The 23,189-nt window shown below is 51.3% G+C and carries 17 protein-coding genes, 2 tRNA genes and 1 rRNA gene (1 of these 20 only partly in view); 19 read left to right on the forward strand and 1 reads right to left on the reverse strand.

What is annotated here, in order from left to right; translation table 11 throughout:
* The first annotated feature begins 1 nt into the window (after position 1).
* Entirely contained in the window at positions 2-355 is a 354-nt protein-coding gene (locus tag DWZ44_RS11880) for a hypothetical protein (protein WP_022462665.1), read from the forward strand.
* 81 nt (positions 356-436) lie between these two features.
* On the opposite strand, the gene DWZ44_RS11885 is transcribed toward DWZ44_RS11880, so the two are convergent.
* Positions 437-1,024 (reverse strand): AAA family ATPase, encoded by a 588-nt coding sequence (locus tag DWZ44_RS11885; protein WP_117509871.1) that lies wholly within the window; start codon positions 1,022-1,024, stop codon positions 437-439.
* A gap of 168 nt (positions 1,025-1,192) precedes the next feature.
* On the opposite strand from DWZ44_RS11885, the gene ispG reads away from it, so the two are divergent.
* The 18 genes from ispG to DWZ44_RS11975 form a co-directional block, all read left to right on the forward strand.
* Positions 1,193-2,248: a flavodoxin-dependent (E)-4-hydroxy-3-methylbut-2-enyl-diphosphate synthase gene (ispG, locus tag DWZ44_RS11890; RefSeq protein WP_117509872.1), complete on the forward strand. Its 1,056-nt coding sequence runs from the start codon at positions 1,193-1,195 to the stop codon at positions 2,246-2,248.
* A 20-nt stretch (positions 2,249-2,268) separates the two neighbouring features.
* Positions 2,269-6,858: a PolC-type DNA polymerase III gene (locus tag DWZ44_RS11895; protein WP_117509873.1), complete on the forward strand. Its 4,590-nt coding sequence runs from the start codon at positions 2,269-2,271 to the stop codon at positions 6,856-6,858.
* A gap of 101 nt (positions 6,859-6,959) precedes the next feature.
* On the forward strand, positions 6,960-10,535 hold the full coding sequence (locus DWZ44_RS11900) for a DUF5717 family protein (protein ID WP_147342479.1): 3,576 nt from the start codon (positions 6,960-6,962) through the stop codon (positions 10,533-10,535).
* A complete protein-coding gene (locus DWZ44_RS11905) occupies positions 10,517-11,764 on the forward strand; it encodes a DUF5716 family protein (protein ID WP_117804936.1) in 1,248 nt (415 codons plus the stop codon). The genes DWZ44_RS11900 and DWZ44_RS11905 overlap by 19 nt, the downstream gene beginning before the upstream one ends.
* Before the next feature lie 3 nt (positions 11,765-11,767).
* Positions 11,768-12,544 carry a hypothetical protein gene (locus tag DWZ44_RS11910; protein WP_117804937.1) on the forward strand — a complete coding sequence of 259 codons (777 nt, stop codon included), beginning with the start codon at positions 11,768-11,770 and terminating at the stop codon, positions 12,542-12,544.
* Positions 12,545-12,980: 436 nt separating this feature from the next.
* A complete protein-coding gene (gene trpE, locus DWZ44_RS11915) occupies positions 12,981-14,522 on the forward strand; it encodes an anthranilate synthase component I (protein ID WP_117804938.1) in 1,542 nt (513 codons plus the stop codon).
* Entirely contained in the window at positions 14,519-15,091 is a 573-nt protein-coding gene (locus DWZ44_RS11920; RefSeq protein WP_022462657.1) for an anthranilate synthase component II, read from the forward strand. The genes trpE and DWZ44_RS11920 overlap by 4 nt, the downstream gene beginning before the upstream one ends.
* A gap of 34 nt (positions 15,092-15,125) precedes the next feature.
* The gene (gene trpD / locus DWZ44_RS11925) at positions 15,126-16,145 is read left to right on the forward strand and encodes an anthranilate phosphoribosyltransferase (protein ID WP_117804939.1); all 1,020 of its coding nucleotides are present in this window, start codon (positions 15,126-15,128) and stop codon (positions 16,143-16,145) included.
* 4 nt (positions 16,146-16,149) lie between these two features.
* Entirely contained in the window at positions 16,150-16,932 is a 783-nt protein-coding gene (trpC, locus tag DWZ44_RS11930; protein WP_117804940.1) for an indole-3-glycerol phosphate synthase TrpC, read from the forward strand.
* Positions 16,933-16,985: 53 nt separating this feature from the next.
* Positions 16,986-17,594, forward strand: coding sequence for a phosphoribosylanthranilate isomerase (locus DWZ44_RS11935; RefSeq protein WP_055228636.1), 609 nt, complete (start codon positions 16,986-16,988; stop codon positions 17,592-17,594).
* Positions 17,587-18,771, forward strand: a complete 1,185-nt coding sequence (gene trpB / locus DWZ44_RS11940; protein WP_022462653.1) for a tryptophan synthase subunit beta — start codon at positions 17,587-17,589, stop codon at positions 18,769-18,771. The genes DWZ44_RS11935 and trpB overlap by 8 nt, the downstream gene beginning before the upstream one ends.
* On the forward strand, positions 18,764-19,546 hold the full coding sequence (trpA, locus tag DWZ44_RS11945; protein WP_117804941.1) for a tryptophan synthase subunit alpha: 783 nt from the start codon (positions 18,764-18,766) through the stop codon (positions 19,544-19,546). The genes trpB and trpA overlap by 8 nt, the downstream gene beginning before the upstream one ends.
* Positions 19,547-19,683: 137 nt before the next feature.
* Positions 19,684-20,607, forward strand: a complete 924-nt coding sequence (locus tag DWZ44_RS11950; RefSeq protein WP_117761647.1) for a ribonuclease Z — start codon at positions 19,684-19,686, stop codon at positions 20,605-20,607.
* Complete coding sequence (gene tsaD / locus DWZ44_RS11955; RefSeq protein WP_022462650.1) at positions 20,600-21,625, forward strand: tRNA (adenosine(37)-N6)-threonylcarbamoyltransferase complex transferase subunit TsaD; 1,026 nt, start codon at positions 20,600-20,602, stop codon at positions 21,623-21,625. Before DWZ44_RS11950 ends, tsaD begins: the two co-directional genes overlap by 8 nt.
* A gap of 79 nt (positions 21,626-21,704) precedes the next feature.
* On the forward strand, positions 21,705-22,433 hold the full coding sequence (gene ispD / locus DWZ44_RS11960) for a 2-C-methyl-D-erythritol 4-phosphate cytidylyltransferase (RefSeq protein ID WP_117761648.1): 729 nt from the start codon (positions 21,705-21,707) through the stop codon (positions 22,431-22,433).
* Positions 22,434-22,683: 250 nt separating this feature from the next.
* Positions 22,684-22,769 (forward strand) — tRNA-Ser (locus DWZ44_RS11965).
* 48 nt (positions 22,770-22,817) lie between these two features.
* Positions 22,818-22,907 (forward strand) — tRNA-Ser (locus DWZ44_RS11970).
* 225 nt (positions 22,908-23,132) lie between these two features.
* A 16S ribosomal RNA gene (locus DWZ44_RS11975) occupies positions 23,133-23,189 on the forward strand; it runs 1,524 nt beyond the window's last position.

The following is a 23,189-nucleotide window of genomic DNA, read 5'->3' on the forward strand; positions in this document are numbered from 1 at the left end:
CATGGAAAAGATAAAGAACATCTGCTGTGATCTCGGCAGAGCATTTACAATCGGCCTGCTCTCCGGCGGCGCTGCGGCAGCTGTGCTGCTGCTGGGAGGATTCCTCTTTGGGGGATTCACGTTCCGCGCTGCCCTTGAGGCGGCGAAAGACGGCTTGCTGCTGATCGCGGCCCTCGGCATGTTCGTGATCGCCGGAATGCTGATGGTAAAAGGCAAAAACCCGGAGAAATTCACGCAGAAGGAAAAATGGCGCGTCCACTTTGCCGTACTCGGATATAAGAGTGTGTTCGCAGTTCTCTGCGTTTCCTGGGTGCTGTGGGCGGCAGCGGCGGATTATCTTTTGTATCGGATGTGAAAATAGTTTCTATAAATAAAAAGAGAATTTTGCAGACTGTAAAAATGAGGTCCGGCAAAATTCTCTTTTTTCGTTTAGTCGTTATTCGTCTTCGAGACGGGAGATAACCATCTCCATGGATTTCTGATATTCTTCATCCGAAGAATTGTAGAACAGCATCAGATCGAGGCAGCTGCTCATTTTCTTCAGTGCTTCCGGGATGGAGTAGTCGATCGTTTTCACATATTCATCCCAGTGCTCCAGCTTCCACGTATCGCGCACGGAGTTGCGGTCGATCATGCGCTGGTGGCAGATCTCCGGTTTTGTGACAACCCAGATCACAACAAGCTTTGCCCCATGGTCAGCGAGCTTTTTGGAGAAGTCTTTCAGGAACTTCTCATCATGCACTTCGCGTGTGAATGGTGCGTTGATCAGCACAATATCGTCATACTCGAGTGCTTCCAGTCCGAAATTGACCGTTACTTCATATTCATAATCGCGGATATTCTCCTCGAAGAAATCAGAACTGCGGTTGATTTCCTGTCCGCCCGCTTTGAAAACGCGGTTCGACAGCGGAATGACCGTGTCCTTGTCGAGATAAACAACGTGTTTCAGCTCCTTGGCGAGCTGTTTTGAAATGTATGTCTTTCCGCACGCCGGCGGCGAGGTTACGAGGATCATCTTTTTCATCGTTTGTATGTCTTCCTTTCCAGTTGAATCAAAAAAAATCACTCCTAGCATTATAGAAAATTTGGGAAAAAATTGCAAGAGAAAAGACGGTTGTGCCAGAGAAAAAATTGTCTTATAATAAAATAAGATTTTTATGCCATCACGGAGAAAATAAATGGAGGAAAGACAATGAGCAGAGCAAATACACGAGTTGTGAAAATCGGCGACCGGGTCATCGGAGGCGGAAATCCGATTCTGATCCAGTCCATGACGAATACCAAAACAGAAGATGTGGAGGCAACCGTAAAGCAGATCCAGGCGCTCACGGAAGCCGGATGTGACATTATCCGATGCGCCGTCCCGACCATGGAGGCAGCCAGGGCGCTGTCCGAGATCAAAAAGCAGATCTCGATTCCGCTTGTAGCAGATATTCATTTTGACTATCGATTGGCGATCGCCGCGATCGAAAACGGAGCCGATAAAATCCGCATCAACCCGGGCAACATCGGCAGCCGCGACCGGATCCAGGCGGTTGTAGATGCAGCAAAAGAACGCCAGATTCCGATCCGCGTCGGCGTCAACAGCGGTTCACTCGAAAAAGAGCTGGTGGAAAAATACAACGGCGTAACGGCAGAGGGCCTGGTGGAGAGCGCGCTCGACAAAGTGCGGATCATCGAGGAGATGGGCTATGACAATCTCGTCATCAGTATCAAATCGTCTGATGTGATGATGTGTGCAAAAGCGCATGAGCTGATCACGAACCAGACGGATCATCCGCTTCATGTCGGCATTACGGAGGCAGGAACGCTGTATTCCGGCAACATCAAATCGGCAGTGGGGCTCGGTATTATTTTATATCAGGGCATCGGAGATACGATCCGTGTTTCCCTGACCGGCGATCCGCTCGAGGAAATCAAATCCGCAAAACGGATCTTAAAGACCCTGGGACTTCGAAAAGGCGGCATTGAGGTCGTATCGTGTCCGACCTGCGGACGGACCCAGATTGATCTGATCGGACTGGCAAACCAGGTGGAAACACTGGTGCAGGGCTACGATCTTGATATCAAGGTTGCCGTCATGGGCTGCGTGGTCAACGGACCGGGCGAGGCAAAAGAGGCGGATCTTGGTGTTGCAGGCGGAAAAGGCGTCGGCATTTTAATTAAAAAAGGTGAAATCGTGAAAAAAGTACCGGAGAGCGAGCTGCTGTCCGTCTTAAAGGACGAGCTGGATCACTGGGGCAAGTAGAAAAGAAAGCAGGAATAGGAATGGAAAAACAGTTTCAGGAAGTATTTCCGGATTTGAGAATCGAAGGGGGCATGGCAGAGCTTCTCGATACCGTGGAGGTTTCGCGGGTATCGATCAATAAGAAAAAAGATCTGCTGCGGATCTATGTGGTCAGCCATCAGTGGATTCACAAAAAATATATTTATCAGCTGGAGCGCCAGATCGAGGAGCAGCTCTTTTCCAACGTGCCGCTGCGCGTGAAGATTATTGAGCGGTTCTATCTGTCGCGCCAGTATACGCCGGAAAACTTTCTGGAGGTGTACCGTCCGAGTATCCTGCTCGAGCTGAAAAACCACAGTGTCTTTCTGAATCATCTGTTTTCGACTGCCGAGATTACCTTCCCGGAGACGAACAAAATGCACCTGGTGCTCGTGGATTCCGTTGTGGCAAAGGAGCGCGAGGAGGAGCTGGTCCACATTCTCGAGAAAATCTTCTGTGAGCGGTGCGGCTTCGACCTGATCGTGGAAACCGAGATGAGAAAGCCGGAGGGCGAGAGCCGCGCCATGAGAAATTCCGAGCTCCGCATCCGGGAGGAAGTGCGCCACGTTCTGGCGCATACCCATTACGGTGAGATGCTCGGCGAAAAAGAGCAGAACCGGATGGAAGAGCAGGCGGAAGCAGCAGGCGAACAGCCAAAAGCAGCCGCAGCAGCCAAGGACGGCGAGGCGAAAAAAGAAAAAGCAGCAGACGGCGGAAGGGGAAAAGGTTTTTCCGGCGGCGGACGCGGTTCCTTCAAAAAAGGCAAGGGCAGTTTCGGCCGGAATGCGGACAATCAGCCGCGCAAATCCTCCAATCCGGATGTGCTGTACGGAAGAGATTTCGAGGATGAGAGCGTGGAGATTCTGAAAATCGGCGATGAGATCGGTGATGTTGTCATCCGAGGAAGAGTCCAGAGTGTGGATATGCGCGAAATCCGGAATGAGCGTACGATTTTCATGTTCACGATCACCGACTTTACAGATACCATCGGCGTCAAGATTTTCGTCCAGAACGCGGAAGTGCCGGAATTAAAGGATGCGATCAAAAAAGGCGCGTTCATTAAAGTAAAAGGAAAAACGACGGTTGATGCATTTGACCACGATCTGACGGTTATGTCTGTCTGGGGCATCAAGAAGATCACCGATTTCCGTACCGGCCGTCAGGATACGAGTCCGGTGAAGCGTGTGGAGCTGCACTGCCATACAAAGATGAGCGATATGGACGGTGTCACCGATGCTGCCCGTCTGGTACAGCGTGCCTACGAGTGGGGCCATCCGGCGATCGCGATCACCGATCACGGCGTGGTGCAGTCCTTCCCGGAGGCAAACCATGCGATCGAGGCGATCGACGGCGCTTACCGGAAAAAATACCAGGCAGAGCACCCGGATGCGACAAAAGATGAGCTGAAAAAAGTTTCGGCTCCGTTCAAGGTCATCTACGGCATGGAGGCTTATCTCGTCGACGACTTGAAAGATATCGTTGTCAACAGCAAAGGACAGGACATCCACGGAAGCTACGTTGTTTTCGATATCGAGACGACGGGATTTTCCCCGGTTGTCAACAAAATCATTGAGATCGGCGCCGTCCGTGTGGAAAACGGAGCGATTGTCGATAAGTTTTCCACCTTCGTCAATCCGAAAGTCCCGATCCCGTTCCGGATTGAGAATCTGACCGGCATCAACGACAACATGGTTCTTGACGCGCCGGACATCGAAACGGTGCTGCCGAAATTCCTGGAGTTCAGTGAGGGAGCCGTTATGGTTGCCCACAATGCTTCGTTCGATATGAGCTTTATCGAGCACAACTGCGTCCTGCAGGGGATCGAGCGGGAATTTACAACGGCGGACACCGTCGCCATGGCGCGTTTCCTGCTGCCGGGCCTGAACCGTTTCAAGCTGGATACCGTTGCGAAGGCGGTCGGCGTATCGTTGGAAAACCATCACCGTGCGGTGGACGATGCCGGCTGTACGGCGGAAATTTTCGTGAAATTCGTAAAAATGCTGGAGGAGCGCAATATTCTGACTCTGGATGATCTGAATGCGCAGGGAAAAGTATCGGAGGAGGCTGTGCGCAAGCTTCCATCGTACCATGCGATCATTCTGGCAAAGAACGAGACGGGACGTGTCAATCTGTACCGCCTCGTGTCGGAATCCCACCTGAAATACTACAACCGCCGGCCGAAGCTGCCAAAGAGCGTCTACCTGAAATACCAGGACGGTCTGATGATCGGATCTGCCTGCGAGGCGGGCGAACTCTACCAGGCAATCCTGCGCGGTGAACCGGATGCGGCGATTGCGCGTCTCGTGGACTTCTACGATTATCTGGAAATCCAGCCGATCGGCAACAACGCGTTCATGATCAAAAAAGAGGACGTTTCTGCCGTAGAGAGCGAGGAGGATTTAAAGGAGATCAACAGGCGCATCGTCAAACTTGGCGAGCAGTTCCATAAGCCTGTTGTGGCAACGTGCGACGTCCACTTCATGGATCCGCAGGACGAGATCTACCGCCGCATCATCATGACCGGAAAAGGTTTTGACGACGCGGATGAGCAGGCACCGCTGTTCCTGCGCACCACCGAGGAGATGCTTGAAGAGTTTTCGTATCTCGGAAGTGAGAAAGCGGAGGAGGTCGTCATCACCAATCCGCGCAAAATCTCCGACCTTGTCGAGAAAATCTCCCCGATCCGTGCCGGAAAATTCCCGCCGGTCATCGAGGATTCCGACAAGACACTGCGGAGAATCTGTTACGACCGCGCGCATGAAATCTACGGCGAGGAGCTGCCGGAGATCGTTTCCGCGCGCCTCGAACGGGAGCTGAACTCCATTATTTCCAACGGATATGCCGTTATGTACATCATCGCACAGAAACTAGTGTGGAAGTCGAACGAGGACGGCTACCTCGTAGGATCGCGTGGTTCCGTCGGTTCCTCGTTCGTTGCGACGATGGCGGGAATCACGGAGGTAAACCCGTTGAGCCCGCATTACTACTGCGAGTCGTGCCATTACAGCGAGTTCGATTCGCCGCGCGTCAAAGAGTACGTCGGCCGTGCCGGATGCGATATGCCGGACGCCGTCTGCCCGAACTGCGGCAAGCCGCTGAAAAAAGCCGGATTTGACATTCCGTTCGAGACGTTCCTTGGATTCAAGGGAAACAAAGAGCCGGATATCGACCTGAACTTTTCCGGTGATTACCAGAGTAAGGCGCACAAATACACAGAGGTTATTTTCGGCGCCGGTCAGACGTTCCGTGCGGGAACCATCGGTACGCTGGCGGATAAAACAGCGTTCGGTTACGTGAAGAACTATTACGAAGAGCGCGGCCAGCACAAACGGAACTGCGAGATCGACCGTATCGTGGAAGGATGCACCGGCATCCGCCGTACCACCGGCCAGCACCCGGGCGGTATCATCGTTCTGCCGTTCGGTGAGGACATCAACTCCTTCACCCCGGTGCAGCATCCGGCGAACGATATGACAACCGACATTATTACGACCCATTTCGATTACCACTCCATTGATGCCAACCTCTTAAAGCTCGACATTCTCGGACACGATGATCCGACCATGATCCGTATGCTCGAGGATATCACGCATCTTGATGCGCAGACGATTCCGCTCGATAACCCGGAGGTCATGTCGCTGTTCAAGAGCACCGAGGCGCTCGGCATCAAGCCGGAGGACATCGGCGGCTGCCCGCTTGGATGCCTTGGCGTGCCGGAGTTCGGTACCGATTTCGTTATCCAGATGCTTCTGGACACGAAGCCGCAGTCGTTCTCTGACCTGATCCGTATCTCCGGTCTGTCGCACGGAACCGACGTATGGCTCGGCAATGCGCAGACCCTGATCGAGGAGGGCAAGGCGACGATTTCCACCGCCATCTGTACCCGGGACGATATCATGATCTACCTGATCGACAAGGGACTCGAAAGTGAGCTTTCCTTTACGATCATGGAGAGTGTGCGAAAAGGAAAGGGCTTAAAACCGGAGTGGGAAGAGGAGATGAAGGCCCACGATGTGCCGGACTGGTACATCTGGTCATGTAAAAAGATCAAGTACATGTTCCCGAAAGCCCACGCGGCGGCGTACGTCATGATGGCGTACCGCATCGCTTACTATAAAATTTTCTATCCGCTGGCGTACTATGCGGCGTACTTCTCCATTCGTGCGTCCGCATTCTCCTACGAGCTCATGTGCATGGGACGCGACCGGCTGGAATATTATATGAAAGATTACGAAAAACGGAAAGACACGCTGACTCAGAAGGAGCAGGCAACCGTCAAGGATATGAAGATTGTCCAGGAAATGTACGCCCGCGGCTTCGATTTCGTGCCGGTGGACCTCTATAAGGCACAGGCGCACCGCTTCCAGGTCTACGATGACAAACATCTGATGCCGGCGCTCGACTCGATCGAGGGTCTGGGCGACAAGGCGGCCGACGCCGTTGTCCTTGCGGCACGAAACGGAAAATTCCTCTCGAAAGATGATTTCCGCGACCGCACCAAGGTCAGCAAGACGATTATCGACTTTATGGCGGACCTCGGTGTCTTCGGAGATCTGCCCGAAAGCAATCAGTTTTCGCTGTTCGACTATTAAAAGGAGCGTCCCCTTTCCGTTGCAATCCCGTGCGTCTTGGGGTATAATCAGACGTTGTGGAAAAGAACGAAAACGATTTAGATAAAATAAGGTGAAAAACATTGAGAAGAAGATTGGAACAACTGCTGAACGGCAGATTTGAATATGAGGTTCCCCATCTGCTGCTGTCCGAGACGGAGGTGGCCCTGACGCTGGACGAGGGGCAGAATTTCCGCGGAGAGCTGAATATCGGAGCGGAAGACGGGAGAAGAGTAAAAGGAATTGTGACCACAGATCATCAGAGAATCGTTCTGGCGAAAAATCAGTTCCAGGGAACGGCGAGTACGATTGAGTACGGCGTGGATACCAGCGGATTAAAAGCAGGCGATGAAATCTGTGGAAACATCACCGTCAGCAGCAATCTGGAGGAACGCTGCGTGCGGGTACACGTCTCGATTGCGGGAAAGACAATGAACATTTCCGGACAGGAGATTCATTCCCTGGCAGATTTTGTGCATCTGGCAAGTCATGATTTCGGCGCAGCGTACCGCTTCTTTGTAAAAAAAGAGTTTGCACGTCTTCTTCAGAAAGAGGCACCGGAGCAGATGGCACTTTATCAGGGACTGTCCCACAAGCCGGTGACATTTCAGCATCTGGAGGAATTTCTGGTTGCCCTCGGTCAGAAAGAGCCGGTGATGCTTTCGGCGGAACAGCCGGAGAAAACTGTGCTTACCGTGGACCAGCCGCGCAAGGAAACACTGTATCTGTATAAAAATACCTGGGGCTACGTCCGCATGGAAATCGAGGTGCAGGGAGACTTTCTGGAAGTGGAAAAGAAAGTCGTCACTTCAGAAGATTTCATCGGAAGCGTCTACGGTGTGGAATACATTATCCATCAGGAGAAAATCGGAAACGGCCGCCATTACGGCAGAATTACGGTGCGTCAGGGAAAACAGGAGCTTCGCTTTGAACTGGAAGTGACAAACAGCGAAAAGCATGTGACTAGCAGGAAAAATACGGAGCGCGACCGTCAGATAACTGCCATCGCGCGCGGCTATCTCGATCTGGCAGTCCATAAACGCGACTACCGTACCTGGTATCAGGACACCTGGGAGGCCATCGAGCAGTTCGAAAAAGCCGGCGGAGACATGGCGTGGGTGACGCTGGGAAAAGCATGGCTGTACGAGAGCCATGAGGAAACCGGAAAAGCAAGAGAAACGCTTTCTTACGTAAAAGAGCATCAGGAACTGCTGGACACCGCGGAGAAAAAAGGAGCGTACCTGTATCTGGCATGGAAGCTGAAAATGGAAGTGGGCCATACCGGGCTGGTATCACGCCTTGGAACGCTGATGCGGCAGGAGAGTGCAAGCTATTTTCTGTTAAAGCTTGCCATTGATGCCGACGATTCCTGGCAGCAGTCGCTGACCCGTCAGCTCTACGCGATGGAACTTTGCTATGAGTGCGGGTGCAAGAGCCCGCTTCTGTATCTGGATGCGACACAGCTCTATCTCCGCCAGGAGGGACAGCTCCGCCGGATTTCGCCGTTCACCGTTCAGGTGCTGAAATTTGCGCAGAAAGAAGGCATTTTAAGCGGGGAACTGTTAAAACGGGCCGCTTATCTTACAGAGACGATGAAAACGTTCGATGAGAATGTCTATCAGATTCTGACTGCGGGCTATGAGCGTTTTCCATACGATGAAGTGCTCGAAGCCATCTGCAAACTGGTGATGAAGGGCCGCCCGGTGCGGAAGGAATATTTCCCGTGGTATGCAAAAGCCGTGGAGCGGAACATCCGTATCACGCGCCTGTACGAGTACTATATTGAAACGATGGATGCGTCGTTCGACGAGGTCCTTCCGCAGGTCATCCGGATGTATTTCTCCTACAGCAACACACTGGCAGGCCAGAAGAAAGCGCTGATCTACGCCAACGTGATTAAAAACCGCGAAAAAGACCGCCATACATTCCAGAGCTACCGCCCGGCGATGGAGGTTTTCACGGCAAGACAGATCCAGAAAGGCCGCATGAACCGCGAATACGCCGCACTGTACCGGACTTTTCTGAAAAAACCGGAAGATCCCGACAGCGCAAAAGCGATCGCAAATGTGCTGTTTACCCATCATGTAACGTGTGAAAATCCGAAAATCACGCGTGTGATCGTCTGCCATCCGGCGATGGCGGGCGAAACGTCCTATCCGATGACGGAACGGGGTGCTTATATCCGTCTGTACGGCAAAAAAGCGCGGATTCTTCTCGAAGATGAGCAGCGCAGAAGATATGCGGTGACAGAAACCTGCCGCGTAGAGCCATTGTTTACGGATGAAGAGCTTGCCCGTGCCTGCGGCGGTTTTGCCATTGAAAATCCGGGTCTGCTGCTGCACCTGTGCGGGGAGCAGGAAGAGGAGATGCAGCTTACCGCAGAAAATCTTGCCTGGTATCAGCAGGCAGCGCGCACGAGCGCATTTTCCAGTGCTTACCGGAAAACAGTGCGTCAGAAACTGCTGGAATACTATCTTGCCCATCCGGATGAGCGTGAGACTGAGGCGGCTGTTGCAGAGCTGGAGGACAGCGCTTACGCAAAGGTGGACCGTATTTCTACGATCGAGCTTCTGGTACGCTACGGCTGTTACAGCCGCGCCTTTGCCCTGACGGATCGGTACGGCTACGAAAAGATCCCGGTGTCGTGTCTCTTCCGTCTGGCGCATGCGATGATTCTGGAAAAAGAGTTTACAGAGGACGAGGAGCTTCTCTATCTGGCATCCTACGTGGTAAAACAGGGCATCTACGATGAAATTGTATTGTGCTATCTGAGAGATTATTTCACCGGTTCTATTGAGGATATGTGCAGTTTATGGGATAAAATCCGCGGCTTCCAGATGGAGAGCGACAAGCTGGAGGAGCGCATTCTGACCTGGTCCGTCTTTGTGCGCAGCCACCCGAAGTGGGAGCAGGAAATGCTGGAGAGCTACATCCGTCAGAGCGGAAAAGAGCATGTCATTCTGGCATACCTGACGTATCTTGCGATCGGCTATTTTATGGACGGAAAACCGCTTTCGGATCAGATGTTTGACTACTTGGACCGCGCCTGGAAACAGGGCTGGGAGCTGGACGAGATCTGCCATCTTGCGATGTTGAAACATCTTTCCACGAAGCCGCAGCTTTCTGAGGAGGAAGAAAAAGAGGCGCATACCCTGCTTCTGGCGTTTACGAAACAGGGACTCCGCTTTGCCTTCTACAAGGATCTGCCGGAGCACCTGACCGAAGGCTTCCAGATCGGCGACCGCATGTTCATCGAGGAGCGCCAGAGAGCGGAGGCAAAGGTGACGATTCATTACCGGACAAACGCCGAAGAAACATGGAAGAGCGAACCGATGCGCAATATGTATCAGGGCATTTTTGTGAAAGAGTTTCTGCTGTTCTACGGCGAGAAAATGGAGTATTACCTGACCTTTACGAACCGTCAGGGTGAGGGAAAAACAGAGGTGAAAACCGTCTCCATGACCGGCGAACCAAAAGCAGGAAAGACGCGGTACCAGCTTTTGAATCAGATGAAAGCAGCGCGCGCGGCAGGAGATTCGGAAAAAGCAGAAGAAGCATTCCAAAAGTATCTGCAGCAGGAGGCTCTGGTTCGGAACTGTTTTGCACTTGTGGATGAAAAGAAGCAGCAGGAGGATACGACATGGAACAGAAAAATTTAATTTTAGGATTTGATTTTGGAGAGAAATATTCCCAGTTCTGCTGCTATGACAGGGGAACCCATACGGCCGTCTCCATCCCGGTAAAAGAAGGAGAAGAGGCGGTGGAATTTCCGACCGCCATTGCCAAAAAACGGAATGAGGAAACGTGGAAAACAGGACCGGATGCAGAAAAATCTGCTCACGCGGAAAACGGCATCTGGCTGGACAATCTGTACGAGATCTGCATGGGATCCCGCATCTGCCAGATCGAAAACCGGGATTATACGCCGGGAGAAGTCCTTGGCACGTTCCTTCGCGAAGCATTGAAGATGATCGGCATCGAGCGCCCGGACCAGCAGATCCAGGCGATGATGATCACCACGGGCCATCTGACCCGTCCATTTGTGGAAAATGTGCGTGAAGCATACAAGATAATCGGACTGCCGCGCGGCAGAGCCTACCTGCAGGAGCATGACGAGAGCTTTTACTGCCATGTGCTGAACCAGAAGCCGGAGCTCTGGAGCCGTAAAGTCGGTCTGTTTTTCCTGAAAGATGAGGAAGCATCGTTTTCTGAACTTTCCATCAGCCGTAAAACGAAGCCGGCAACTGTGGCCGTAAAACGGGGGCCAAAAGCCGCACTTTCGATCGAGCCGATGGAGCGCGACCGCGATTTCTGCCATCTGATGGGAGAAGCGATGGGGAATGAAATTTATTCCAGCGTATTTCTGGTGAGCGAGGAGTTCGACCTTGCCTGGGCCGACAACTCTCTGCGTCAGTTAAAGAAAAACCAGAGAAGAATCTTCGGCGGAACGAACCTGTTTGCACAGGGCGCCTGCTTTTCCGCGCGCGAAAAAGTGGAGGAGCGCCGCTTAAAGGGCTATCTCTTCCTCGGAAATGACCTCGTGCGCTACAACATCGGCATGGAGATGACGATCAATGGTTCTCCGGCATACTATGCGCTGATTGCAGCCGGTGTGAACTGGTATGAAGCAGAAAAAGAATGTGAGCTGATCCTCGACGGAACGGAGGAGCTGGAATTTGTTGTAAGTTCCATGGAAAGCGGAAAACGAAACCGCTATACCATGAAGCTGGACGGGCTGCCCAAACGGCCGCCGAAGACAACACGGATCCGTCTGCGTCTGGAGTATGATTCTCCGGTTACGTGTCAGATCACCGCAGAGGATTTAGGTTTTGGCGATATGTTCCCGGCAAGTCACAAAATCTGGCACGAGACGATGGGGGAGGTGTAAACGATGAGCGGTTATATTTTATGTCAGGTCAAACGGGCGAAAAATCCGTATTATATTTCCAACATCAGCACAAATATATATTCCATCGAGGAACTGTGCTATTATCTGTACCACAACATCTATCTGCTGGACGAGACCATCATTAACGAGCAGCTGCTGGTGTGGATGAAAGAAGAACTCCACTTAAGAAGACTGTACCAGCGTCTCTACGTCCTTCTGGAGGAGAAAAAGAACATCGGTGAGTTTATCCTGCCGATCTTTAAGGAGATCAATTATCTTTCCCACGATCAGTTCCGTGAGATGAATGAGCGCCTGAAACGGTTCGAGGAGCAGCCGGAGATTGTGCGGAAAAAAATCAAGGGAGATTACCTTGTCGACCACGAAAAATATATCAATGCGATCCAGGTTTACCAGGAAACGCTGAAAGATACCGAGGAAAACGAAACCAACATGGGAAGCCAGTTCACCGGAAGTATTTACAACAACATGGGCTGTGCCTACGCAAGTCTGTTCCAGATGAATGAAGCACTTATGTGCTTTCAGAAAGCAAATGAAGAGCTGCACACGAAAGCATCGTTAAAGAGCTGGCTGTTTGCGGTCTACATGAGCAAAGGACAGGACGCCTATGAGCAGATGTGCACCGAGCGGAAAGTGGATGCCGAGACGAAACGGGAGATGGACCGCCAGATCACCGAGGCAATGCAGGTCGAGCTCCCGCGCGATCTGGACGAAGCTCTTGCGGCGTGGACACGGGAATATCATAAAAATACCGGACTTTGAACAAAAAGAACAAAAAAATTACTTGACAGCAAAAAAGAATGGGACTATAATACGGCCCATAAGAAAAAAATAAATACTTCGAAACCGATGAAGTGGAGATAACGTTGGAAGCGCACTCACAGAGAGCCCGGGCAGGTGGAAGCCGGACAGAAAGCGGATCAGCAAATGGACCACGGAGGGTACAGGGAAAAGCGGGAAACCGTCTGAGTATTCTGTAACGTGCAGGCATACGTTAGTTGCCAGGAATATGATCGTATTCTGCAGAGCGTGTGAGCAATCGCAAAACAAGGTGGCACCACGAGTATAAAAATATACCCGCCCTTGGCAAAGAACAAAGTGATTCTTTGCCGGGGGCGGTTTTTTGTATATCAGAAATTGGTTCTGAGGACCAGTGTTGATGACAGCCTTTGCAGACACAAGGAGAGGAGATAACAAGATGAAACAGATGACGTTAGAAGAAATTTCAAAAGCAGCCGCATCGGGAGCTTTTCGGAAAATCCCGGTAAGCAGAGAAATTTATTCGGATATCCGTACACCAGTAGAAACACTGAAAGTCCTGCAGGGCGTCAGCAGCCACTGCTACATGCTCGAAAGCGTGGAGGATAAAAAACAGTGGGGAAGATACACCTTTCTCGGCTACGATCCGTCGCTGGAACTCACCTGTGTCAACGGAAACCTGACAATCACCGCCGATGCGGCAGAGATGAAAAAAGTAGAAGATATTCCGGAAAGCCGCAAAGAACAGCTTCCGACCGGACAGATCCGGCTGACCGCAAAGACAGCCCATCCGGGAGCCGTCATCAAAACCCTGATTGAGAAAAATAAAAGTCCGAAGATCGCGACACTGCCGACCTTCACTGGCGGCCTCGTCGGATACTTCTCTTACGATTACATCAAGTACAGCGAGCCGACCTTAAAGCTGGACGCAGAAGATCAGGAACATTTCAAAGATGTTGACCTGATGCTGTTCGATAAGGTCATCGCCTATGATAATTACCGTCAGAAAATCGTACTGATGATTAATATCGAAACCGAAAATCTCGAAGAAAATTACGAAAAAGCCGTACAGGAACTCGAAAAAATGGAAGAGCTGATCCGCTTCGGAAAACCGGCCGAGACGAAAGCCGGCCACCTGAAATCCGAGTTCCGCCCGCTCTTCGATGAGAAAGCGTACTGTGAGAAAGTCGAGCAGGTCAAACATTATATCCACGAGGGAGACCTCTTCCAGCTCGTTCTCTCCAACCGGCTCGAAGCTGATTTTGAGGGAAGCCTCCTCGATACGTACCGCGTTCTCCGCACGACGAATCCGTCGCCGTACATGTTCTACTTCTCGAGTGATGATGTCGAGATCGCCGGTGCATCCCCGGAAACTCTCGTAAAAGTCGAGGACGGAGAGGTCCGGACCTTCCCGCTTGCCGGAACGCGGCCGAGAGGAAAGAGCTATGAAGAAGACCAGCGGCTGGAAAAAGAACTCCTCGCCGATGAAAAAGAGCGTGCCGAGCACAACATGCTGGTTGATCTGGGAAGAAACGATCTCGGAAAGATCTGTGATTTCGGAACCGTGGAAGTAGAAAAATACATGTCAATCGAGCGTTACTCCCACGTCATGCACATCGGTTCCACTGTAAAAGGACAGCTTCGGAAAGACAAGACCGCAGTCGATGCCATCGATTCCGTTCTCCCGGCCGGAACCCTCTCCGGTGCACCAAAGCTCCGTGCCTGCCAGATCATCAACGAGCTGGAAAACAACAAGCGCGGCATTTACGGCGGTGCGATCGGCTATCTGGATTTCACCGGAAATATGGACACCTGCATCGCAATCCGGCTTGCGTTTAAGAAAAACGGAAAAGTGTTCGTCCGCTCCGGCGCCGGCATTGTAGCCGACAGCGTACCGGAAAAAGAGTATCAGGAATGCATCAACAAAGCAAAGGCCGTGATGGTCGCACTTGCAGAGGCAGAAGGAGGAAGTAACTTATGATACTGCTGGTAGATAATTATGACAGTTTTTCCTATAACCTGTATCAGCTCGCCGGTTCGATCAATCCGGACATGAAGGTCATCCGGAACGATGAGATGACGATCGACGAAATCTGCGCACTGGCACCGGCATCCATCATTTTATCTCCTGGACCGGGCCGTCCGGAGCAGGCAGGCCGATGCATGGAGATTGTAGAAAAATTAGGCGGCGAGATCCCGATCCTCGGTGTCTGCCTCGGCCATCAGGCAATCTGTGCCGCGTACGGCGCGACCGTCACCTATGCGAAACAGCTGATGCACGGCAAACAGTCCGAGACAACGCTGGATCTTACCTCGGAATTATTCCAGGGGCTGCCGGAAACCGTTCCGGTTGCAAGATACCATTCCCTCGCAGCTGATGAAGCGACACTGCCGGAAACCTTAAAGGTAACGGCAAGAACTGCAGACGGCGAGGTCATGGCAGTCGAGGACAGTGAGAAAAAGATCTACGGAGTCCAGTTTCATCCGGAATCCATTCTGACCCCGCAGGGCAGACAGATGGTAGAAAACTTCTTAAAAATTACAAGATAGATCACAGGACAGCAAAGAAAGAGAGGAACAGAATATGATTCGGGAAGCGATTGTAAAACTGGTAAATAAAGAGAACTTAACCTACGAGATGGCAGAGGGCGCCATGGATGAAATCATGGGAGGAAAAGCCGATCCGATCCAGATCAGCGCATTTTTAACTGCCATGACGATGAAAGGCGAGACAATCGAAGAGATCACCGCATGTGCCAACGGCATGAGAAAGCACGGTGTTCATATGGAACATGACAAGGATGTTCTGGAAATCGTCGGAACCGGCGGAGATAAATCCAATTCCTTCAACATCTCCACAACAGCATCCCTTGTGATCTCTGCAGGCGGCGTCGCAGTTGCAAAACACGGAAACCGCGCCGCATCGAGCAAATCCGGCGCAGCCGACTGTCTCGAAGCGCTCGGCGTCAAAATCGACCTGGAACCGGAGAAAAACAAAGAAGTTCTGGAAAAACTTGGAATCTGTTTCCTGTTCGCACAGAAATACCACATGTCCATGAAATACGTGGCACCGGTCCGCAAGATGCTCGGCATCCGGACCATTTTCAACATCCTCGGACCGCTGACCAACCCGGCAGCAGCCACGATGCAGGTGATGGGTGTCTACGAGGAAGCACTTGTCCGCCCGATGGCAGAAGTTCTCTTCAATCTTGGTGTCAAACGCGGCATGGTTGTCTACGGCCAGGACTGCCTCGATGAAATTTCCTTAAGCGCACCGACAAGCGTCTGCGAGATCAAGGACGGAACGTTTGAGGAATACGTCATCACACCGGAAGAGTTCGGCATGACCCGCTGCACCAAAGAAGAGCTGGTCGGCGGAACTCCGCAGGAGAATGCTGAAATTACGAAAGAAATTCTTGCAGGAAAGAAAGGCCCGGCAAGAGACGCTGTTGTCCTGAATGCCGCCGCAGCCCTTCATGCAGCAAAAGAAATCCCGATGCAGGATGCTGTAAAACTGGCAGAGGAGCTGATCGACAGCGGAAAAGCACAGAAAAAACTCGAAGAGTTTGTGTCACTCACCAACAAATTGGCAGAAGAGGAATAAACATATGATACTGGAAACGATTGCAGAAGCCACAAGAAAACGTGTCGCTGCAGAAAAAGAGAAGTGTTCTCTTGCAGAAATGAAAGAAAAAGCAACGGCGATGAACCCGGACACCGGATTCCCATTTGAACAGGCGCTGAAAAAGCCGGGCATGTCCTTTATCTGCGAGGTAAAAAAAGCCTCCCCATCGAAGGGCATCATCGCAGAAGATTTCCCCTATCTGGAGATCGCAAAGGAATATGAAACGGCCGGTGCCTCCGCCATTTCCTGCCTGACCGAGCCGGAATACTTCAAAGGCGACAAGCGTTATTTAAAAAAAATTGCAGAAACCGTATCCATCCCGGTTCTGCGGAAAGATTTTACCGTGGATCCCTATATGATCTACGAGGCAAAGGTGCTCGGAGCCACCGCTGTCCTTCTGATCTGTGCGCTGCTGCCGGAGGAAACCTTAAAAGAATATCTGGAAACAGCGCATTCCCTCGGCCTTTCCGCTCTTGTGGAAGCCCACGATGAGGCGGAGGTTGCACGGGCCATGCGCGCCGGAGCAAGGATCATCGGCGTCAACAACCGCAACTTAAAAGATTTCACGGTCGATATCCACAACAGTGAGCGGCTGCGGGAGCTTGTCCCGGAAAACATTGTTTTCGTATCCGAGAGCGGCATCAAAACGCCGGAGGATGTCGGAAGACTGTATCAGAATAAAACCGATGCCGTTCTGATCGGCGAAACGCTGATGCGGAGCAGCAACAAAAAAGCAGAGCTTGAAAAACTCTCTTCAATGTGTTAAAGTGGTAACGTAAGTGCGCAAAACAAAACAGAGCGCACGGGGAGTCAAACGTTATGGAAGAACAGACCAGAATCAAAATCTGCGGGCTCACACGGCTGGAAGACATCGATGCGGTGAATGAGCTGAAGCCCGAATATGTCGGCTTTGTCTTTGCAAAAAGCCGCAGACAGATTACAAAAGAACATGCCGTGACGCTGCGGCGCTATCTGGATCCCGAAATCCAGGCGGTCGGCGTCTTTGTGAACGAGCTTCCGGCGATTGTCGCAGGATACCTCGAAGAGGGCGTCATCGATCTGGCACAGCTCCACGGAAATGAGAGTGAAGAATATATCCATTCGCTCCGGTTTCGCACCGGCGGGGAACTGATCAAGGCATTTTCCATCAAAACCAGGGAGGACGTCGAAAAGGCGAAAAAAAGCAGCGCCGATTACATCCTTCTCGACCACGGAAAAGGCGGTACCGGCGAATCGTTCGACTGGTCACTGATCAGAAACATGGACCGCCCGTATTTCCTTGCGGGAGGCCTGAACGCCGAAAATGTGGAACAGGCGATTTTACAGACACATCCCTTCGCCGTCGACATCAGCAGCGGTGTCGAGACAGACGGCGTAAAGGACCCGAAAAAAATCACAGAATGCATAAGGAGGATAAGACATGTCTGACGGAAGATTTGGTATTCACGGAGGCCAGTACATACCGGAAACTCTGATGAATGAAATTATCAATCTGGAAAAACAGTACAATTATTATAAAAACGATCCGGAGTTCTGCCAGGAACTCGATGACCTGCTGAAAAATTACGCGGGCCGCCCGTCCCTTCTCTACTACGCAGAGAAAATGACAAAGGATCTCGGCGGAGCAAAAATTTACCTCAAACGAGAGGATCTGAACCACACCGGAGCCCACAAAATCAACAACGTGCTCGGACAGTGCCTCCTCGCAAAAAGAATGGGAAAAACCCGTGTCATCGCAGAGACCGGAGCCGGCCAGCACGGTGTGGCAACCGCAACGGCAGCAGCGCTGATGGGACTTGAGTGTGAGATCTTCATGGGAAAAGAAGACACTGACCGTCAGGCCCTCAATGTATACCGGATGGAGCTTCTCGGTGCAAAAGTAAATGCCGTTACCACCGGAACTATGACCTTAAAAGATGCCGTCAATGAGGCGATGCGCGAGTGGGTATCACGTGTCGATGACACCCACTACGTTCTCGGTTCCGTTATGGGCCCGCATCCGTTCCCGACCATCGTCCGCGATTTCCAGGCTGTCATCAGCAAAGAGGCAAGAGAGCAGATCCTCGAAAAAGAAGGAAAACTCCCGAAAGCCGTCATGGCATGCGTCGGCGGCGGAAGCAATGCGATGGGTATGTTCTATAACTTCATCAATGACAAAAATGTCCGCCTGATTGGATGCGAGGCAGCAGGACGTGGCGTCAACACCGCAGAGACTGCAGCAACCATTGCAACCGGAACACTCGGCGTCTTCCACGGTATGAAATCCTACTTCTGCCAGGATAAATACGGTCAGATCGCACCGGTTTACTCGATTTCCGCAGGCCTTGACTACCCGGGCATTGGACCGGAGCATGCATATCTGCATGACATCGGCCGCGCCGAATACGTTCCGGTAACGGACGATGAGGCAGTAGAAGCTTTTGAATACCTCGCAAGAACCGAGGGTATCATCTGTGCGATCGAGAGTGCCCATGCAGTAGCCCATGCGATGAAGATCGCAAAAGAATTTGATCCGGAAGACTCCATCATCATCTGCCTGTCCGGACGCGGAGACAAAGACGTAGCAGCCATTGCAAGATACAGAGGGAGGGACCTTCATGAGTAAAGTAACAGAAGCATTTTCAAACGGCAAAGCATTCATTCCGTTTCTGACAGCCGGAGATCCGAACATTGAAAAAACAGAGAATTATATTCTGGAGCTCGAAAAAGCAGGCGCAGACCTGATCGAGATCGGAATCCCGTTTTCCGATCCGATCGCCGAGGGCGTTGTCATCCAGGAGGCAGACCTCCGTTCCTTAAAAGCCGGAACCACCACCGATAAAATTTTCGATATGGTAGCCTCCGTGCGCAAAAAAACAGACATTCCGCTGGTGTTTATGACCTACTTAAACCCGGTGTTCCATTACGGATACGAGCCGTTCTTTACAAAATGCGAGGAAGTCGGCATCAATGGCATCATCATCCCGGATATGCCGTATGAGGAAAAAGGCGAATTAAACGATATTGCGCGCAGCCATCAGGTAGATGTCATTTCCCTGATTGCGCCGACGTCTGAGCAGCGCATCCAGAAAATTGCCGCAGACGCCGAAGGTTTTATCTACCTCGTATCGTCTCTGGGCGTTACCGGTGTCAGAAGCGAGATCAAGACAGACCTCGATTCCATGATCGCCGCAATCCGCAAAGTAACCGATATTCCGGTAGCCGTAGGCTTCGGCATCAACACGACCGATCAGGCGGCCAACATTGCAAAAATTGCGGACGGTGTCATCGTCGGAAGCGCTATCGTCAAAATGATTGCGAAGTACGGCACTCATGCGGAGCAGCACATCTATACGTATGTCCGCATGATGAAGGAAGCTGTCATGACAGCAAATAAATAAAACCCGCGTCATTGCGTGTTTGAAAAAACTGTGTTAAGATGAGAGCGTGTCTGAAACAAACCGTTTTGGACACGCTTTTTCAACGTAAAATACCTGACCGGCTTTCGAAAAAGCCGGATAGAATATGGAGGAAAAACGTGTTAGATGTATGTTTACTGGGAACAGGCGGTATGATGCCTCTGCCAGGCAGACGCCTGACCGCCCTGATGACCCGATACAACGGAAGCAGCCTTCTGATCGACTGCGGCGAGGGAACCCAGGTTGCCATCAAGGAAAAAGGCTGGACCTTTAAGCCGATTGATGCCATCTGCTTCACCCATTACCACGCAGACCACATCAGCGGCCTTCCAGGACTTCTCCTGACGATGGGAAACACTGACCGGAGAGAACCGCTGACCATGATCGGCCCAAAAGGCCTGGAGCGCGTCGTCAATTCGCTGCGCGTCATCTGCCCGGAGCTGCCGTTCCCGATTGTATTTCACGAGGTGACAGCGCCGGAGGAAGTGATCGAGATGAACGGCTACAAAATCACAGCCTTCCGCGTGCAGCACAATATCACCTGCTACGGCTATTCGCTGGAAATCTCCCGCAAGGGAAAATTCGATGTGGAGCGCGCTAAAGCACAGGAAATTCCGATTAAATGCTGGAATCCGCTGCAGAAAGGCGAGACTGTCACCCTGGATGGAAAGACGTATACGCCGGACATGGTCCTCGGCCCTGCCAGAAAGGGACTGAAGGTGACCTACTGCACCGATACCCGCCCGATTCCGTCGATCTCCGAACATGCGAAAGGCTCCGACCTTTTCATCTGCGAGGGAATGTACGGCGAGCCGGAAAAACAGGCAAAAGCAAAAGAATTTAAGCATATGACCTTCTACGAGGCGGCAAAACTGGCAAAAGATGCCGAGGTTGCCGAAATGTGGCTGACCCACTTTTCCCCGTCGCTCGTCGGCCCGCAGCGGTACATGGATGAGGTACAGAAGATTTTCCCGGCCGCAGAGCTTGGAAAAGACGGAAGATCAGTAGAACTGTTATTTGAAGAGGAAACGAAAAATGAGTGAAAAAGATACCCTGATTCTTGCAATTGAGAGCTCCTGCGATGAAACCGCAGCCTCCGTCGTGAAAAACGGAAGATGTGTGCTGTCTAACATTATTTCATCCCAGATCGCCATCCATACCCTGTATGGCGGCGTTGTGCCGGAAATTGCATCCAGAAAACATATCGAAAAAATCAACCAGGTTGTAGAAGCGGCCTTAAAAGAAGCCGATGTCACTCTGGATGATATCGATGCGATCGGTGTTACGTACGGCCCTGGTCTTGTCGGCGCACTTCTCGTCGGCGTGGCAGAGGCAAAAGCGATCGCCTATGCAAAAAAGAAACCGCTGGTCGGCGTTCACCATATTGAAGGCCACGTCTCGGCGAACTATATCGAACACCCGGATCTGGAGCCGCCGTTCCTGTGTGAAATCATCTCCGGAGGCCATACCCATCTTGTCATTGTAAAAGATTACGGTTCTTTCGAAATCCTCGGAAGAACGAGAGACGACGCAGCCGGAGAAGCCTTCGACAAGGTAGCCCGTGCCATCGGACTCGGCTATCCGGGCGGACCGAAGATCGACAAGCTGGCAAAAGAAGGAAACCCGCACGCCATCGACTTCCCGCGTGCCCACATGGAGGATGCGCCGTATGACTTCAGCTTCAGCGGCGTAAAATCTGCCGTTTTAAACCATCTGAACAAATGCCGGATGACAGGCGAACCAATTGTCGAAGCAGACATCGCTGCGTCCTTCCAGCAGGCCGTTGTGGACGTTCTGGTGGATAATGCCATCCGTGCGGCCAAAGATTACCATATGGACCGTCTGGCGATCGCCGGCGGCGTTGCATCGAACGGGGCACTCCGCGCGGCGATGGAAGCAGCATGTGAAAAAGAGGGCATCCGCTTTTACCGTCCGTCCCCGATCTTCTGTACCGACAATGCGGCCATGATCGGTGTGGCAGCTTACTACGAGTACCAGAAGGGAACCCGCCACGGCTGGGACCTGAATGCCGTACCGAACCTGAAGCTTGGAGAACGATAAGAAAAAGAAACTTCCGCAGCAGAACGGAGAAGAGAGATCTGCTGCGGAGTTTTTGCATTTGTAGAAAACGGAGGAAAAGATGAGCGAGAAGAAAGAAAAATACACTGTGGTTGTCCTGGCAGCCGGAAAGGGAACCCGGATGGGCGGAAGCGTAGCAAAACAGTTTCTGGAAATCGGAGGAAAACCAGTCGTGGTTTACGCGCTGGAGGTTTTTGAACATTCGCCGGAGATTGACCAGATCATTCTTGTGACAGGTGCGGATAAAATAGAATACTGTCAGAAAGAGATTATCGAAAAATATGGAATTAAGAAAACTGTTTCCGTATGCGCAGGCGGAAGGGAACGGTATGAATCTGTCTGGAAAGCATTGCAGACGCTGAAAAGCCTGGAAAGCGAACAGGAGCAGAAGACCGATTACGTTCTGATTCACGATGGCGCCCGCCCGTTTTTAAACCAGGAAATGCTGGAACGTCTCTGCGCATGTGTAAAAGAAGAAAAAGCCTGTGTCCTTGGCATGCCGGTCAAGGATACCATCAAGCTTACCGATGAAAACGGAAAAATCAGGGAAAGCCCGCGAAGAGATCTCGTATGGCAGGCACAGACCCCGCAGGCCTTTGCAGCAGAGCTTCTGTTTCCGGCATTCGAAAAACTGATGCAGCATTCCACAGAAGGAATCACCGACGATGCCATGGTTGTGGAGCAGGAGATGGGAATCGCATCAGTGATGGTAAAAGGCGGCTATGAAAATATAAAAATCACAACACCGGAGGATCTGCTCGTTGCAGAGAGCTTTCTGGCAGAAAAATAGAAAAAAGCAAAATACAGAAAGCAAACTATAAATAGATAAAAATAAATGTGTGAATTGCAAAACGGGGAAAAACAGCGAAAACGAAAAAGAAATTGAAAAAAATGTAAAAAAAATTCAAAAAAGTGGTTGACATTCTGAAACACTGCTGATATAATAACGAATGTCGCTGAGCGAGAGAGATAAAAACGCAAAGCTGACAAGCCAAAAACTGAGATGATTTCGGGAGTTACCGAGATTTGAATTCACACACGGAGAGGTATCGAAGCGGTCATAACGAGGCGGTCTTGAAAACCGTTTGTCCGAAAGGGCGCGTGGGTTCGAATCCCACCCTCTCCGCTCAAAACTCAGTTAATTGAATATCTGATTATGAATCAGGCAAACTATGGAGAAGTACCCAAGCTGGCTGAAGGGGCTCCCCTGGAAAGGGAGTAGGTCGTTAATAGCGGCGCGAGGGTTCAAATCCCTCCTTCTCCGCTCGACTTTGAAAAAAAGTTGAAAAAAGTTCTTGACAAATGCAAATGAGTTTGATAAAATAAACGAGTTGCTGACCGAGAGAACAGTGAAGAACCTTGATAATTAAACAATGAAACACATCCTCGAAAGTTCTGAATAAGTAATTCAAAACGATCGAAAGATTCTTTAAAACAGTAAAAGGGATAAATTAGCTAGTATGTTGATTTTGAACTTGGAACAAATCTTTTATCAGAGAGTTTGATCCTGGCTCAGGATGAACGCTGGCGGCGTGCTTAACACATG

It is taken from the genome of Blautia sp. AF32-4BH, assembly GCF_003460565.1.
Lineage (GTDB): Bacteria > Bacillota > Clostridia > Lachnospirales > Lachnospiraceae > Fusicatenibacter > Fusicatenibacter saccharivorans.

Bases quoted from the DNA above. Each gene is read 5' to 3' on its own strand.
- trpE (WP_117804938.1), top strand. From the start codon at position 12,981: ATGAAACAGATGACGTTAGAAGAAATTTCAAAAGCAGCCGCATCGGGA.
- DWZ44_RS11880 (WP_022462665.1), top strand. From the start codon at position 2: ATGGAAAAGATAAAGAACATCTGCTGTGATCTCGGCAGAGCATTTACA.
- DWZ44_RS11920 (WP_022462657.1), top strand. From the start codon at position 14,519: ATGATACTGCTGGTAGATAATTATGACAGTTTTTCCTATAACCTGTAT.
- trpC (WP_117804940.1), top strand. From the start codon at position 16,150: ATGATACTGGAAACGATTGCAGAAGCCACAAGAAAACGTGTCGCTGCA.
- DWZ44_RS11910 (WP_117804937.1), top strand. From the start codon at position 11,768: ATGAGCGGTTATATTTTATGTCAGGTCAAACGGGCGAAAAATCCGTAT.
- trpD (WP_117804939.1), top strand. From the start codon at position 15,126: ATGATTCGGGAAGCGATTGTAAAACTGGTAAATAAAGAGAACTTAACC.
- DWZ44_RS11885 (WP_117509871.1), bottom strand. From the start codon at position 1,024: ATGAAAAAGATGATCCTCGTAACCTCGCCGCCGGCGTGCGGAAAGACA.
- trpB (WP_022462653.1), top strand. From the start codon at position 17,587: ATGTCTGACGGAAGATTTGGTATTCACGGAGGCCAGTACATACCGGAA.
- DWZ44_RS11935 (WP_055228636.1), top strand. From the start codon at position 16,986: ATGGAAGAACAGACCAGAATCAAAATCTGCGGGCTCACACGGCTGGAA.
- ispD (WP_117761648.1), top strand. From the start codon at position 21,705: ATGAGCGAGAAGAAAGAAAAATACACTGTGGTTGTCCTGGCAGCCGGA.
- ispG (WP_117509872.1), top strand. From the start codon at position 1,193: ATGAGCAGAGCAAATACACGAGTTGTGAAAATCGGCGACCGGGTCATC.
- trpA (WP_117804941.1), top strand. From the start codon at position 18,764: ATGAGTAAAGTAACAGAAGCATTTTCAAACGGCAAAGCATTCATTCCG.
- tsaD (WP_022462650.1), top strand. From the start codon at position 20,600: ATGAGTGAAAAAGATACCCTGATTCTTGCAATTGAGAGCTCCTGCGAT.
- DWZ44_RS11905 (WP_117804936.1), top strand. From the start codon at position 10,517: ATGGAACAGAAAAATTTAATTTTAGGATTTGATTTTGGAGAGAAATAT.
- DWZ44_RS11895 (WP_117509873.1), top strand. From the start codon at position 2,269: ATGGAAAAACAGTTTCAGGAAGTATTTCCGGATTTGAGAATCGAAGGG.